A 15,834-nucleotide genomic window follows, 5' to 3' on the forward strand; every position below is an offset into this window, starting at 1 on the left:
AGGGTTTGCAAAAGGAGGATATACGGATGAGTAAAAAAGAAATGTTGCAAAATGGAATTCAGCAAGTTTTTTACGAAGAAGCATGGTATCCACCTATATCAGACGCGTTAAAGGATCTTACCGCTGCACAAGCGTGTTGGCAACCAGAAGGATGGGCTAGTAATACAATTTGGGAAAATGTAAACCATTTACTTACTTTTAAAGAACGCCTGCTTGCCCGCTTACACGAAGATGAAACATTTGTCCAAGGAGGATGTAATGATGAAGATGCTTGGCAACAAACAGTGTTGCGAACAATTCAAGTGCATGATGCTTTACAATCTGTATTAGTATCCCTTCAAGAAGCAGAACTAGATCGACTTACCCCTTCTCTTCCGATTTAGCAACAATATCAGAACATTCTTTTGCACGACGCTTATCATACAGGACAAATTGTACAAATTCGTAAGCTTCAAGGTTCATGGCCAGCGCATCGTTCCTATTTATAAACGAAACAAACGAATTTAAAACAGTATACTATTATAATAAAAAACAATTTCCTACTTAATTTGAGAAATTGTTTTTTTGTTACTTCAGTTGTGATCCGTATTATTGAATGTGGATTGTAACCTTGTCGCATATTTAGAGTGTGACTATGCTTGTTTTGTTCGTTAAATTTAATTGGTTTTATATAACGTTAATTAAGTGTATAGCTGCATGTAGTGAGAATAAGGAGATAAAAAATAGGCGTATCAAGCAAAATGTTGATACACCTTAAAATGATATTATAAAATAACATACATTGTCTTGTAGTATACTTTTAATTTCTCTGTAAGTAGTCGTACATAATATTCTCGGTTTTATCCCGCTTTAATGGGTAGTAAGACCCCTACCTCAAAATTCAGCGAAAGCAAAGAAGTTAGGTGGGGGCGGGCTGCCCATAAAAGTCCGATTGGTGAGGGCTAATAATTAGTGGGGGATGAAGAAAACCCCCACTGATTAAAGTTTCACTTTATTTATTCGTTTGGATTTTCCCTGGTGCTCGCTTGTATTGGTATGGTTCTTGTAACTCAAAGCCAAGTTCATTGGCGGCTATTCTTGGGAAGTAAGGATTACGAAGTAACTCACGTCCGATAAAAATTAAATCTGCTTCGTTATTATTTAAAATTTGTTCTGCTTGTGCCCCGGTCGTAATTAATCCAACAGCACCAGTTGCAATGTTAGCATGCTCTTTAATATGTTTCGCATATTGTACTTGATACCCGGGATATACATCGATGTGTGCCGGTACAACAGCCCCAGAACTACAGTCGATTACATCTACCCCTTGTTCTTTCATCCATTTTGTATACTGAACGTAATCTTGAACTGTTAACCCATCAGGATGATAGTCATTTGCTGAAATACGAACGAATAACGGTCCGTTCCAAACTTCATTTATTGAGTCAATAATTTCACGTAAGAAACGATAGCGATTTTCAGGTGAGCCCCCATATTCATCAGTCCGCTTATTAGAAAGTGGAGAAAGAAATTCATTAATAAGATAACCGTGAGCACCATGTATTTCAATAACGTCAAATCCAGCTTGTTTTGATCGTATTGTAGCTTGCTGAAAAGCGAATATAGTATTTTTTATTTGCTGTGTATTCATTTCTACTGGTATTTTCATTGTTTCATTAAACGGAATTGCTGATGGAGCGAGAGCATCCGTTTCTAATTCTGCTTTTCTTCCGGCATGAGCGAGTTGAATGGCAGCTTTTGCACCGTTATCATGTATAAAAGTTGTCGTTTTATGTAAGCCTTCAATTAGGCTATCATCCCATATACCTAAGTCTTTGTTAGAGATTCTTCCTTCCGGTAACACGGCTGTCGCTTCAATCATAACTAAACCAACTTGACCGGCAGCTCTCGTTCCGTAATGAACGAGATGGAAATTAGTTACTTGGCCATCCTCGTTTTCTGATGAATACATGCACATAGGTGACATAACGATACGGTTTTTTAATGTAACGTCCTTAATTGTATAAGGTGAAAAAATTTCGGAATTCATCCAATAGCCTCCTAGATTGAATTTTCTTACATTGTATCATTCTCTTTTTTGTTTTCCCTAATAAAACGCTTATACGAAAAATTTTGTCTATTCGTGTTACAATAATTAATATGAATTGAATTGGAGGATGACATATGTATCAGGCTTATTATGAAAGTGAATTAGGTTTGCTGGAAATTACAGCGAATGATAAAGGAATTACGTCTGTTATATTTGTTGATGAGAGACAAGAAGAACATAAAAATGAAACGATAGATCAATGTATAAATGAGCTAGATGAATATTTTAAGGGGAAAAGAAAAGAGTTCACAGTCCCGTTGTCTGCTGAGGGAACATCATTTCAAAAAAATGTATGGGATTCGCTCTATACTATTCCTTATGGCGTAAGTGCTTCATATTTAGATATTGCAGAGAAGGTTGGAAATACGAAAGCGGTACGAGCAATAGGAGGAGCGAATAGTCGTAATCCAATTTCAATTATCGTTCCGTGTCATCGTGTAATAGGAAAGAGCGGGAAGCTTGTTGGGTATGCTGGTGGTTTATGGAGGAAAGAGTGGTTATTAAAACACGAAGGTATTTTGAAATGACGTATGGATGAGAAGAGGGATTGTTTTGAAGTGTATAAATTGTGGGCAACTTTGCAAGGGAAATCAGTTGAATTGTGAAAGTTGCCAGCGGACCTTGCATAATGAACAAGGTGAAGGAAGTTCGCTAATAGACAAGGAATTAGAAGTATATGTAGGGAGACAATATCCGCATTACAAAAGGAAATGGGAGCTTGAGGAAAAGCGGATTGCTAGATGGAGCTGGAATGGTTGGGCAGCTATTTTTAATGTAGGTTGGCTTGGATATCGTAAGTATTATGTACCTGCAGCTTTATTGATATTGTTATTATTAGCATGCGATGCATTTTCTTATTATATGGGTTTCAACGTAGCACTGCCGATCATTAATATGGTGCCTCTTACATTTTTATTGCTCATTTTTATTTTATTTGGAATGGCGATTTTTGCGAATGGATTATATTATCAATTTGCAGAAAGGCGTATATATCGAATAAAAGCACGAGAAATTCAAGATGAATCGGTTGAGAAGTATCTCATTCGTGATAGTGGTGGAACAAGTAAAATGGGAGCGACAATTGTTACGATTTTAGCAGTTGCTAGTATCTTCTTCAGCCATTTCTTTTTCCCGACTGATCGAGATATTATCCAAAAGGTTCGTGCAGGCTCACTATATGAATATCCGTTCTTTTCCATTGGTGAATCGTTTGAAAATTATTTTAGAAATCCAGGTTGGGTATATTACCGTGGCACTGAAGGATTAGAATTGGTAGAGTTCAAAGGAGAAAGTCCTGATATGCCAAGGAAAAAGGTGAAGATCCAATTTGTTGTTGATTATAAATTGGGCGAGATTGAGCCGTACTCCTTGACGATTAATGGAGAATCAAAAAATGAGGAAGACTTTTTGAAGATAATGGAAGAAATATTTAAAGTTCAAAATCCATTTGACATAGAGGATGGATTACAAGTAAAAAGAATAGAAAAAGAAGCGGATAGAAGGGCATTCTATCCGCTTCTTTATTTACTGTACAAAAATAATATTTGAAATAATCTGAATCTTTTGTATAATGGTATGTATTATACTACTTTCATTTATACATATAGATTGGGGGAAGGAAGAATGAAGAGAAAGGTAACAACGATTGCTGCAGTTGCATTATCGACAAGTGTATTAGTTGCAGGTTGCGGAAATGGGGAGAAAGCATCTACAACGAAGAAAGAAGCAGGTAAAGGAGCAGCAGATAAGCAAGTATTAAACTTATTAGAAGCAGCAGAAATTCCTTCAATGGATACGTCAAAATCAACAGACTCTGTATCATTCCGTGCCTTTGTTAATGCAATGGAAGGTTTATATCGTTTAGATAAGGATAATAAACCAACTCCGGGTATGGCAAAAGATGTGAAGATTAGTGAAGATAAAACGACATATACATTTGAATTACGAGATGCAAAGTGGTCTAATGGCGATCCAGTTCGAGCGCAAGATTTTGTATTTGCATGGCAACGCGCATTAGATAAAGCAACGGCAGCTGAGTATGCATTTATTTTATTTGATGTGAAAAATGCACAGAAAGTAAATAAGGGAGAATTACCGTTAGATCAATTAGGAGTAAAAGCAAAAGATGATAAAACGTTAGTAGTAGAATTAGAACAACCAGCACCATATTTCCTTGAGCTTACTTCATTCCCAACATTTTTCCCTTTAAATGAAAAATATGTGAAAGAACAAGGGGATAAATATGCATTAGAAGCAGATAAACTATTATATAATGGACCATTTACGATGAGTGAATGGAAACATGAACGAAGCTATCAGCTAAAGAAAAACCCTAATTATTGGGATAAAGATACTGTGAAGTTAGAAGAAATTAATGTGAATATTGTGAAGGAAACGAGCACAGGAGTAAATTTATATGATAGTGATCAAGCAGATCGAGTTATTTTAAGTTCTGAATTCGTTGATAAATATAAAAAGAATAAGCCAGATGAATTTAAAACGAAGTTAGATCCACGTATGTATTTCTTACGTTTTAACCAAAAAAATGCAACGTTTAAAAACCAAAAAGTTCGTGAAGCGATTGATCTAGCATACGATAAAAAAGGAATTGCCAATGTTATTTTAAATGACGGATCATTACCAGCATATTTCTTAGTACCTGAGAAATTTACGACAGGACCAGATGGAAAAGATTTCCGTACTGTAAATAAAAATTTCCGTGATAGCAAAGATAATGCAGAAAAAGCAAAAAAATTATGGGAAGAAGCGAAGAAAGAGCTTGGCCAAGATACAATTACAGTAGAATTTCTAAATGATGATAACGGTAGCCGTAAAAAAGTGGGCGACTTTATTAAAGAAGAGTTAGAGAAAAATTTACCTGGTATTAAAGTGAATTTGAAACAACAACCATATAAGCAGAAGCTAGAGTTAGAAAAGAAATTTGAATATGAATTCTCATTATCTGCATGGAGTCCAGACTATCCGGATCCAATGACTTATATTGACATGTTTGTTACTGGAAGTTCATTTAATGAAATGGATTATTCTAATCCGAAGTATGATGATTTAGTAGCGAAATCAAAAGGAGAGCTACTAAAAGATGATAAAGCACGCTGGAGTGCCCTTGCAGAAGCTGAAAAAATCTTAATTGGTCAAGATGCTGCTATTTCTCCTGCGTACCAACAAAGTACGGCATATTTAGAAAAACCATACGTGAAAGGTATTGCGAATCATACGTTTGGTGGGGACTTCAGTTATAAATGGGCATATATTACAAAGAAATAGTATAATAAAAGATGAGTGAATTTTCGCTCATCTTTTATTTGTATAGGAGGAATTAGAGTTGTTAAAAGGAATCAATCATCTTTGTTTTTCAGTATCTAATTTAAAAGATTCTATTACATTTTATGAAAAAGTATTGGAAGGGGAATTATTAGTTAAAGGGAGAAAACTCGCATATTTCAATATATGCGGGGTATGGGTAGCGCTTAATGAAGAAACACATATTCCGAGAAATGAGATTCATGAATCTTATACGCATATTGCGTTTTCAGTTGAACAGAAAGACTTTGAACGCCTACTGCAGCGATTAGAAGAAAACGATGTTCATATTTTACAAGGAAGAGAACGAGATGTAAGGGATTGTGAGTCTATATATTTTGTTGATCCTGACGGCCACAAATTTGAGTTTCATTCAGGGACATTGCAAGACCGACTTAATTATTATAGGGAAGAAAAACCTCATATGACATTTTACTAAGGGAGGAAAAAGGTTGCATGCGCTAGTAATTGGCGGGACAGGAATGCTAAAGGGAGTCTCTATGTGGCTTTGTGAGAAAGGATTTCATGTTTCTATTATTGGACGAGATGAAGTTAAATTAGAAAATGTTAAGCGAGAGAGTGCTGCGCCAGAAAGGATCACATGTCTATCATTAGATTATCATAATAATGACGATGTAAAGCTAGCTATTAAAAGTACAATTGAGAGGAATGGTCCAATAACAGTAGTTGTCGCATGGATACACGCAAGTGCGAAGGATACGTTATCACTCATTTGTAGAGAATTAGAGTTGTGGCCTGAAACATACAACGTTTTTCATATTTTTGGTAGTAAAGCGTCGCGTATGCCCGCACAAAAAATAGGAGGTACGCGGTGTAGCTACCATAGAATAATATTAGGTTTTATATTAGAAGATTCATACGGGAGATGGCTTACCCATGAAGAAATATCGGATGGGGTAATAAAAGGAATTGAGAGTAAGTGTGATGAATGGATTGTAGGACGAGTAGAACCATGGGAATTGCGGCCAACATGGTAAGGGGGAATGAGAAATGAAGACAACTGTATATGTAACAAGGCACGGTGAAACAGAATGGAATGTAGCGAAGCGAATGCAAGGGCGGAAAAATTCTGCTTTAACTGAGAATGGTATGCTACAAGCTAAGCAATTAGGAGATCGAATGAAAGATTTATCTATCGATGCGATTTATAGTAGTCCGAGTGAAAGAACGCTACATACTGCAGAGTTAATAAAGGGCGAACGTGATATACCGATAATCGCGGATGAGCATTTCTATGAAATTAACATGGGTGAATGGGAAGGACAGACAGTCGACAATATAGAAAGGCAATACCCAGACGAAATACAATTGTTTTGGTATGAGCCACATCTTTTTCAGTCAACATCAGGAGAAAATTTTGAGTCTGTTTATAAAAGGGTAATTGAGGGGATACAGCTTCTTCTAGAAAAGCATAAAGGAGAAAGTATATTAATTGTTTCCCATGCGGCAGCGGCAAAACTACTTGTAGGACATTTTGCAGGTATTGAAATAGAAAATGTTTGGAATGATCCATTTATGCATAGTGCTAGTCTAAGTATAATAGAATTTGAAGAAGGTAAAGGTGAAGTGAAGCAATTTGCAGATATAAGTCATTTTCAGTAAACGTAAAAAAGGCCGCAAGACGGCCTTTTTTGTAGGCATAAAAACTAGCAATTACGTTTTTTATACCAGAAGTGATCGAATTTCTTGTTTTTGCAAGATGGGAATTTATGACCACCATCGTGACAGTCCTTACGATGATCACATGAATCGTCGCAAGAGTGACCATGTCCGTTCGGGAAGAATTCACATTTTTTACAGAAACATCGTTTCGTCCAGAAAAATTTCTTTTCAAAGCGTATGCACTTTGTAACGAATGTACAATGCTTTCTGCGAGTACGTTTTGTAACTAAAACGCATTCTTTTCTACGTGTTACTTTCGTAACGAACGTCCATTTTTGAACGCGAACACGAGTACATTTCGTAACAAATGTCCATTTTTTAACGTGGGTACATTTTGTAACGAACGTACAATGTTTTACGCGAGTACATCTTGTTCTTGGGCATTTACAATCTTCGCTACAATCTATTTTTGTCGTGCAATCATCATCGCACTCAAATGTGCTTGGATCTTGGTGTAAGAAATCCTCCATCCCCGCACTTTTGATTTCCTCAACAGCTTTTCTAATATCACGTTTCATAGAAATCCTCCTTATCATGTATTCAAGTGAAAAGGTATTCTTTTTCCTTAACATGATATGAGATATGACGTCTTTCTGAACAGGACAAGAGTGTAATTTTATATAAATAGATGATAGCGGATGTATGGACAAGACAAGGCGCATACATTGAATGAAGAGAACTGAGAAGGGATGTGAAAATATGCTACCTTCATATGATTTTTTTATTCATCCAATGAACCTAGTGGAATTGAAAAAAGAAATTTGGTCAGACAGTCCAGTGCCAGCAAAATTAACTTATGGAAAAAAGAAGTATGACATTGATATCGTATACCGAGGGGCTCATATTCGTGAATTTGAGAAAAAGTCTTATCATGTTATGTTTTATAAACCAAAAAAGTTTCAAGGTGCGAAAGAGTTTCATTTAAATTCTGAGTTTATGGATCCGTCTCTCATACGAAATAAATTATCTTTAGATTTTTTTCATGATATTGGTGTACTTTCACCAAAATCACAACATGTATTTATAAAAATTAATGGTCAAATTCAAGGTGTATATTTACAGTTAGAATCAGTTGATGAAAACTTTTTGAAAAATAGAGGATTACCAAATGGTTCTATTTATTATGCGATAGATGATGATGCGAACTTTTCTTTAATGAGTGAGAGAGATAAAGATGTTAAGACAGAGCTTTTTGCGGGATATGAATTTAAATGCTCGAATGAAAATAGCGAAGAACAGCTGAGTGAATTTGTATTTCAAGCGAATACTTTGAAGAGGGAAGCTTATGAAAAAGAAATTGGAAAGTTTTTGCATGTAGATAAATATTTAAGATGGTTAGCTGGCGTCATTTTTACGCAAAACTTTGATGGTTTTGTTCATAACTATGCGCTATATCATAATGATGAAACAAATTTATTTGAAGTGATACCGTGGGATTATGATGCGACTTGGGGGCGTGATGTACAAGGAAGGCCGCTAAATCATGAGTATATTCGTATTCAAGGCTATAACACGTTAAGTGCAAGATTGTTAGATATACCTGTTTTTAGAAAACAATACCGAAGTATTTTGGAAGAAATATTAGAAGAACAATTTACCGTTTCATTTATGATGCCGAAAGTTGAAGGGTTGTGTGAATCGATTCGTCCATATTTACTTCAAGATCCATATATGAAAGACAAATTAGAAACATTTGATCAAGAAACTGATATGATTTATGAATATATAAATAAGCGAAGAAAGTATATACATGACCACCTACATGAATTGGATTAATTTTGAAAGAGATTGGAACATTATCAATCTCTTTTTTTGTATAATAAAGATGTATCAGTAGAACGAACTTAATATGCAATTAAAAGAGGATGGGAGATGTGGAAACATGACGGTAAAGTGGATTGATTGGGTAAAACAAATACAAGCTATAGCCCAAGCGGGTTTAACGTATTCTAAAGATGTGTATGATATAGAGCGTTTCCAACAATTACGGGATATTTCCATTTCGATGATGTCACATTACACAAAGACAGATTGGGAAGTTGTAGAGAAGTTATTTGCAAATGAGACAGGTTATCAAACACCAAAAGTTGATATAAGAGCAGTCGTTTTTCAAAATGAAAAGTTATTATTTGTGAAAGAAAAAAGTGATGGGAAATGGGCATTGCCAGGTGGATGGGCTGATATCGGTTATACGCCAACAGAAGTAGCAGCGAAAGAAGTTATAGAGGAGACGGGTTATAAAGTAGATGATTTTAAACTACTCGCTATATTTGATAAAGAAAAACATCAACCATCGCCTTCAGCAACACACGTATATAAAATTTTTATTGGTTGTAAGATTATTGGTGGCGAAAAGAAAACGAGTATTGAAACAGATGATGTGGAGTTCTTTGGCGAAAATGAATTGCCTAATTTATCGATTGCTAGAAATACCGAAGAGCAAATTAAAGAAATGTTTGCCTGCATGAAAGAATCTCAGAAAGAAATATTAATAGATTAATCATGCGTATGCCAATCAAATTGTTGGAATGAAGATATTGGCAGAATGCAACCTTTATGTAATAATGGGATGGTATGTGAAGAAAAAAGGAGATAGAAAATAAAATGTTAGCAAGCATAATAGATCAGTTATTGCAATTTTTTGCAAGCTTAGGTTACTTTGGAGTAGCGCTAGCTTTAATGATTGAAATTATCCCGAGTGAAATTGTACTATCGTATGCGGGCTTTTTAGTTGCAGATGGTAAAATTAGCTTTGTCGGTGCAGTCATTGCTGGAACAATCGGTGGTACGTTAGCTCAAATATTTTTATATTGGCTTGGATACTATGGAGGACGTCCAGTTGTAGAGAAATACGGGAAATATCTACTTATTAATAAACATCATTTAGACATAGCGGAAGGTTGGTTTAAGCGTTACGGAGCAGGAGTAATCTTTTCTGCGCGCTTTATCCCAGTCGTACGTCACGCAATCTCTATTCCGGCAGGATTAGCTAAAATGCCGTTAAAATTATTTACACTGTATACTGTAGTTGCGATTATTCCATGGTCAATACTATTTATATACTTAGGTGAAAAGCTTGGTGGAAATTGGAGACACATTAAAGAGTATGCATCTGATTACACACATTACATAATTATAGGAGCTGTTCTCTTTGTTGCTTTATACTTCGGTTTAAAGTATTTCAAAAAGAAAAAAGCAGCGCGTTAAAGTCAATGATTTTTCATTGGCTTTTTTATTTGTTCTGGTTCTAAAAAAAAGGAGTTGTCCATAATGTGTAATAATAAAGCGTAGCGGAGGAATGTGATGAAAGGGTCACCGTTTATACGTGGAACGATATTTTTAACGATGGCAACGATGATATCTAAAATGTTAGGGTTTATATATGTTATACCATTTACAGCAATGGTTGGTACGAGTGGGTACGTTTTATACACGTATGCATATCGTCCATATACGATTATGCTTAGCATTGCGACGATGGGACTACCGCTTGCAGTTTCGAAAATGGTATCAAAATATGATCAACTGAATGATTATCATACGGTTAAGAGAGTGCTAAAGAGCGGTATCTTTTTTATGTTGATAATGGGAGTAATCTCATGTTTAACCCTATATATATTAGCTCCACATTTAGCTAAACTTGTAATCGATGGAAATGATCAAACAGGGAATAGTGTAGCGGCGGTCACAACTAATATTCAAATTGTAAGCTTTGCGTTAATACTTGTACCGGTAATGAGTTTATTAAGGGGATTCTTTCAAGGGTTCCAATCGATGGGGCCTTCTGCTTTAAGTGTAGTGGTAGAACAATTTTTTCGAGTCTTAACCATTTTGATAGGAAGTTTTGTCGTTTTATATATTTTAAAAGCTTCTATCTCTCTAGCTGTTGGTATTTCAACGTTCGGTGCCTTTATGGGAGCGATAGGTGGATTAACGGTTTTAAGTGCGTATTACATTAGAAGGAGAAAGCACTTAAAGAAAAAAGAAATGGCAAGTATTCCGCAAACAACGAAATCTTTTTTCTCGCTTTATAAGGAGCTCTTTACATATTCAATCCCGTTTGTTGTCGTTGGTTTAGCAATCCCGTTGTATCAGACGATTGACACATTTACAATTAATAAACTACTTATACAAATAGGCTATATGCAAGGCGAAGCAGAGAAGATTAATGCAATAATTGGTCTTGTTCAGATGGTTGTACTTATCCCAGTTTCCGTTGCGACTGCTTTTAGTATGTCTCTCGTACCTGAGATGACAAAAGCCTATACAGCAGGAAATGTGAAGTTACTGTACAAACATTTTACGAGGACGAATGTATTAGTAGTAGGTATTACGGTACCAGCAGCAATTGGAATGATGTTGCTAGCAAAACCAGTATATACGCTTTTATTTGGTGCCGGCAATGACCCGGAGATGGGAAGAGTGATTTTACAGTATTATGCTCCTGCCTGTATACTATTTTCGCTATTTACAGTAACAGCTGCGATGTTACAAGGAATTAATCAACAACAGAAAACAGTGCTAGGATTAGTGATTGGCATTATTGTGAAAATAGTTTTAAATATTGTATTGCTTCCGTATTTCGATTATGTAAGTTTTATTATTTCAACATACGCTGGTTATACGATTTCAGTTGGCTTTAACTTGTGGATGCTTTCTAAATATGTTATAAAGGCAACATAAGCTTTTTAAGGCAGAGAGCACTCTGTCTTTTTCTTTGTTTATAATATTTTTCTTATAAAAACGTTTTCAAAATAATTTTTCTATTGAAATTTAAACGTATGTTTCATATGCTGAGAATGGCGGTTCAAAAACTGTTCTGTAAGAGAGGTAGATTCCTACATGTAAAAAGAATCGGGGTGATAGTATGTTAAATATTTATTTAACAGACCGAAACGGAAAACTACAAGAGGTTGAGGAAATGCAAAAGGGTTGCTGGATTAATGTACTTCATCCAACGGAAGAAGAAATTCAATATCTAGTACAAACTTTAAATGTAGACTTAGATTTCATTAAAGACCCTTTAGATGACGAAGAACGCTCTCGTATTGAAAAGGAAGATAGTAATACTTTAATAATCGTGGATATTCCAACAGTTAGACATGATGAAGAAGGAAATTCGATTTATGACACGATTCCTATAGGTATGATTGTCATGCCAGATTGCTTTGTGACAATTTGTTTAGAAGAAAATCCAATTTTTGAACGTTTTATTAATCAACGTATTAAAGAATTTTATACGTTTAAAAAGACACGCTTTGCACTTCAGCTCTTATATACGATTTCTACTTATTATTTAAGATACTTAAAGCAAATTAACAGAAAAACAATCGATTTAGAGCATCAATTAAATAAGTCGATGAAAAATAAAGAGATTTTCACATTGCTAGGCCTTGAAAAAAGTTTAGTTTACTTTACAACATCATTAAAGGCGAATAAAATTGTTATTCAAAAATTAATGCGTAACAGTACATTTTTAAAAATGTATGAAGACGATCAAGATTTATTAGAAGATGTATTAATTGAAAATAAACAGGCTATTGAAATGGCGGAAATATATAGTCACATTTTAAGTGGAATGATGAATACTTTTAGCTCCGTTATATCAAATAATTTAAATAGTGTTATGAAACTGTTAACGTCTATTACAATCATTTTATCATTACCAACGATGGTTTCTAGTTTCTTTGGAATGAACGTAAAGGTTCCATTTGAAGGGGAAGCACATGGTTTTGTAATTGTACTCATAATATGTGTAACACTATCTTTCACATTAGCATTTGTTTTTTGGAAGAAACGTTACTTTTAATGAGAAGAAAGCTGCTCTAGCATAGTTGTATAACTGCGCTAGAGCAGCTTTTTTGCTATGGAATCCAAAGTTTTGAATAGAATATAATTTGTAAAATGTAATGTATATGAAAGAGGTGAATTCCGTATAAGTCTTGTCCAATTCATAAAATGGGGTTAAAATTACATATTGTTAATGAAAAGTTGGAGGAAATACATCATGGAATTGTTTCAATTACCGAAAGCATTCCTGCAAATGAATACAATCTTTATCTCCATATTAATCGAGGCACTTCCTTTTGTGCTCATTGGTGTATTTATTTCAGGATTCATTCAAATGTTTGTGACAGAGGATATGGTAGCAAAATGGATGCCGAAAAACCGTTTTCTGTCTGTTTTAATGGCTACTTTTTTAGGTATGATGTTTCCGGGCTGTGAATGTGGAATTGTTCCGATCGTAAGACGATTAATCGGAAAAGGGGTTCCGCCATATGCCGGGATTGCATTTATGTTGACTGGGCCAATTATTAATCCGGTAGTATTATTTGCAACATATGTTGCTTTTGGAAGTAGTATGCACATGGTATGGTATCGTTCTATTGTAGCGATTATCGTAGCAATTATCGTTGGAATTATATTATCATTTAAGTTTAAAGAACATCAATTAAGAGATGATCACTTCCCAGAAGTGAATCATAAGCGTCCATTACGTAAAAAAATGTGGGATGTATGTACGCATGCTGTTGAGGAATTTTTCTCGATGGGAAAATATTTAGTATTAGGTGCCTTAATTGCAGCTGCAGTTCAAACGTTCGTACAAACTTCAACACTGCTTGCTATAGGACAAGGGCCGTTTTCTTCACCAGCTGTTATGATGGGACTTGCTTACATTTTATCACTTTGTTCAGAAGCGGATGCATTTATTGCTTCGTCATTCCAAAGTACATTTTCAACAGCATCACTTGTCGCGTTCCTCGTATACGGACCGATGGTGGATATTAAAAATATGTTTATGATGCTTGCAACATTTAAAACGAAATTTGTAATTGTCGTTACAGTTACAGTTACACTTGTTGTTTATGCAAGCTCACTACTCATTTATGCGATGGGGTGGTAGGTTATGTTTCGAGCATATATATTATTAGGTTTTACAATCTTAATCGCGCAGCTTCATATTTCAGGTAATATTACGAAGTATATCAATATGAAGTATGCCTATTTATCAAAAACAGCAGCTATTATTTTAGGTTTTTTAACGGTCGTTCAAATTATTATCGTTTTCCAAAAAGAACATCAAAAAGAAAAAGAAAGAGAAAAAGAACAGCACAATTGTGGTTGCGATCATAGCCATTGCGGACATGATCATTCAAAAGATGAGAATACATGGTGGAAAAAAGCATTTTCGTACACATTGTTTTGTTTTCCGATAGTCTCAGGATTGTTTTTCCCAATTGCAACGTTAGATTCAGATATTGTTAAGGCGAAAGGGTTTCATTTTCCTGTTGCGCAAGCAGAAAGTAAAGATCCATTTATGACAAGGCAATTTCTAAGACCTGACACGAGCATTTATTACGGGAAAGAAGGATACCGTGGTGTAATGGAAAAAGGGAAAAAAGAGTTCGTTACGAAAGATAGTATTACTTTAAAAGATGAAGATTTCCTAAAAGGGATGGAAACAATTTATAATTATCCTGGCGAGTTTACTGGGAAAAAATTATCTTTTAAAGGGTTTGTTTTCAAAGATGATTCTTCTAAAAAAGAACAATATTTCTTATTCCGTTTCGGTATTATACATTGTGTAGCGGATTCTGGTGTATATGGTATGTTAGTGAAAAAACCAGAAGGAGTAGAATGGAACAATGATGATTGGATTCAAGTTGAAGGAGAAATAGCAACGGAATTTTATCAGCCATTCCATGCGAACATTCCGGTTTTAGAAGTAACGAAATGGAATAAAGTTGAACAGCCGAAAGAACAATATGTATTTAGAGGAGCCGATTGATCACATCGGTTCTTTTTTGTGGACTAAGAGTTCTGAATGTTGTTAATATTAAACGTGTAGTGATAGTAAGTTCATACTGTTCTAATGTTAATGGGAAATGGAACTCTTACCGAATTTCTTTGCTCCAGCCGAATTTTGTGGTGGGTAGTTCACTGCCTGCAAATAGTGGATTAAATAATCAAAGAGGTGATAACAATGACTGAAGTAAAGGGAAAAACAGCTAATGAATCCAGAGTGTTTAAAACGAGCCGAGTATTTCCAACAGATTTAAATGATCATAATACGCTATTTGGTGGGAAAATATTAGCCGAGATGGATATGGTTGCTTCTATCTCAGCAACGAGGCATGCAAGAAAAGAATGTGTCACAGCATCTATGGATTGGGTAGATTTCTTACATCCTGTTCGCTCTTCAGATTGTGTTAGTTATGAATCTTTTGTAATTTGGACGGGTAGAACTTCTATGGAAGTATTTGTGAAGGTAGTAGCAGAAGATCTAATTTCAGGTGAGAAACGTATAGCAGCAACATCATTTGTTACATTCGTTGCACTTAGTAAGGAGAATAACCCGGTTCCAGTTCCTCGAGTAATCCCTGAAACAGAAGAAGAGAAAGAATTACATCGCATTGCTGTGTTGCGTGCAGAACAACGCCATATACGTAAGGCAGAGAGTAAGAAAGTAGCTACATTACTAACTTTTTGAATTGAATATGTAGTCGTTAAAGGTATTATAACGGACTGATATGTTTTTCATATGAAAAGCGGACACCTAAAAATAGGTGTCCGCTTTTATAGTTTTTTCATCCACATATCATACGAAGATAACTACTTAGCAGAAGCAAGCAGCACCGACGATGATCAAGAGGATAAATAATACGACTAATAGCGCGAATCCATTACCTTGTGCGAAGCCCATTGTTATTTCCTCCTTTTATTTTAAGATACAACATACA

General features: G+C 35.2%; 17 protein-coding genes and 1 pseudogene. 15 read left to right on the plus strand and 3 right to left on the minus strand.

The genetic code is table 11. The annotated features are described in order from the left end of the window. Positions 1–26: 26 nt before the first annotated feature. Positions 27–488 (plus strand): annotated as a pseudogene (locus MHB74_RS10140) (DinB family protein). A 503-nt stretch (positions 489–991) separates the two neighbouring features. Here MHB74_RS10140 and namA read toward each other — a convergent pair. Further along, positions 992–2,029 carry an NADPH dehydrogenase NamA gene (gene namA / locus MHB74_RS10145; protein ID WP_061676450.1) on the minus strand — a complete coding sequence of 346 codons (1,038 nt, stop codon included), beginning with the start codon at positions 2,027–2,029 and terminating at the stop codon, positions 992–994. Between the two features lie 134 nt (positions 2,030–2,163). On the opposite strand from namA, the gene MHB74_RS10150 reads away from it, so the two are divergent. The 6 genes from MHB74_RS10150 (at position 2,164) to MHB74_RS10175 (ending at position 7,033) form a co-directional block, all read left to right on the plus strand. Then, on the plus strand, positions 2,164–2,616 hold the full coding sequence (locus MHB74_RS10150) for a methylated-DNA--[protein]-cysteine S-methyltransferase (protein WP_061676449.1): 453 nt from the start codon (positions 2,164–2,166) through the stop codon (positions 2,614–2,616). A 7-nt stretch (positions 2,617–2,623) separates the two neighbouring features. Then, on the plus strand, positions 2,624–3,637 hold the full coding sequence (locus MHB74_RS10155; RefSeq protein ID WP_081110105.1) for a DUF2628 domain-containing protein: 1,014 nt from the start codon (positions 2,624–2,626) through the stop codon (positions 3,635–3,637). A 75-nt stretch (positions 3,638–3,712) separates the two neighbouring features. Then, a complete protein-coding gene (locus tag MHB74_RS10160) occupies positions 3,713–5,374 on the plus strand; it encodes a peptide ABC transporter substrate-binding protein (protein ID WP_061676447.1) in 1,662 nt (553 codons plus the stop codon). A gap of 58 nt (positions 5,375–5,432) precedes the next feature. Continuing rightward, a complete protein-coding gene (gene fosB, locus MHB74_RS10165; RefSeq protein WP_061676446.1) occupies positions 5,433–5,849 on the plus strand; it encodes a FosBx1 family fosfomycin resistance bacillithiol transferase in 417 nt (138 codons plus the stop codon). Positions 5,850–5,862: 13 nt separating this feature from the next. Next, positions 5,863–6,408, plus strand: coding sequence for a short-chain dehydrogenase (locus tag MHB74_RS10170; protein ID WP_061676445.1), 546 nt, complete (start codon positions 5,863–5,865; stop codon positions 6,406–6,408). A 13-nt stretch (positions 6,409–6,421) separates the two neighbouring features. Beyond that, entirely contained in the window at positions 6,422–7,033 is a 612-nt protein-coding gene (locus tag MHB74_RS10175) for a phosphoserine phosphatase 1 (RefSeq protein ID WP_061676444.1), read from the plus strand. 44 nt (positions 7,034–7,077) lie between these two features. On the opposite strand, the gene exsB is transcribed toward MHB74_RS10175, so the two are convergent. Further along, positions 7,078–7,611: an exosporium protein ExsB gene (exsB, locus tag MHB74_RS10180; RefSeq protein ID WP_061676443.1), complete on the minus strand. Its 534-nt coding sequence runs from the start codon at positions 7,609–7,611 to the stop codon at positions 7,078–7,080. Between the two features lie 181 nt (positions 7,612–7,792). On the opposite strand from exsB, the gene cotH reads away from it, so the two are divergent. The 8 genes from cotH to MHB74_RS10220 all read left to right on the plus strand — a co-directional run bounded on the left by cotH (position 7,793) and on the right by MHB74_RS10220 (position 15,584). Further along, positions 7,793–8,869, plus strand: coding sequence for a spore coat protein CotH (gene cotH / locus MHB74_RS10185; protein ID WP_061676442.1), 1,077 nt, complete (start codon positions 7,793–7,795; stop codon positions 8,867–8,869). Positions 8,870–8,975: 106 nt separating this feature from the next. Then, a complete protein-coding gene (locus MHB74_RS10190) occupies positions 8,976–9,593 on the plus strand; it encodes an NUDIX hydrolase N-terminal domain-containing protein (protein WP_061676441.1) in 618 nt (205 codons plus the stop codon). Between the two features lie 104 nt (positions 9,594–9,697). Further along, positions 9,698–10,300, plus strand: a complete 603-nt coding sequence (locus MHB74_RS10195; RefSeq protein WP_000881202.1) for a DedA family protein — start codon at positions 9,698–9,700, stop codon at positions 10,298–10,300. Between the two features lie 96 nt (positions 10,301–10,396). Then, a complete protein-coding gene (locus MHB74_RS10200) occupies positions 10,397–11,776 on the plus strand; it encodes a putative polysaccharide biosynthesis protein (RefSeq protein ID WP_061676440.1) in 1,380 nt (459 codons plus the stop codon). A gap of 184 nt (positions 11,777–11,960) precedes the next feature. Continuing rightward, the gene (locus tag MHB74_RS10205) at positions 11,961–12,902 is read left to right on the plus strand and encodes a magnesium transporter CorA family protein (RefSeq protein ID WP_061676439.1); all 942 of its coding nucleotides are present in this window, start codon (positions 11,961–11,963) and stop codon (positions 12,900–12,902) included. A 198-nt stretch (positions 12,903–13,100) separates the two neighbouring features. Beyond that, complete coding sequence (locus tag MHB74_RS10210; protein ID WP_061676438.1) at positions 13,101–13,997, plus strand: permease; 897 nt, start codon at positions 13,101–13,103, stop codon at positions 13,995–13,997. A gap of 3 nt (positions 13,998–14,000) precedes the next feature. Next, positions 14,001–14,882 (plus strand): TIGR03943 family putative permease subunit, encoded by an 882-nt coding sequence (locus MHB74_RS10215; protein WP_061676437.1) that lies wholly within the window; start codon positions 14,001–14,003, stop codon positions 14,880–14,882. 195 nt (positions 14,883–15,077) lie between these two features. Further along, entirely contained in the window at positions 15,078–15,584 is a 507-nt protein-coding gene (locus MHB74_RS10220; RefSeq protein WP_000141167.1) for an acyl-CoA thioesterase, read from the plus strand. 126 nt (positions 15,585–15,710) lie between these two features. On the opposite strand, the gene MHB74_RS10225 is transcribed toward MHB74_RS10220, so the two are convergent. After that, a complete protein-coding gene (locus MHB74_RS10225; protein ID WP_071721689.1) occupies positions 15,711–15,797 on the minus strand; it encodes a YjcZ family sporulation protein in 87 nt (28 codons plus the stop codon). Positions 15,798–15,834 lie beyond the last annotated feature (37 nt).

This window comes from Bacillus sp. FSL K6-0069, assembly GCF_038007785.1.
Taxonomy (GTDB): Bacteria; Bacillota; Bacilli; order Bacillales; family Bacillaceae_G; genus Bacillus_A; species Bacillus_A mobilis.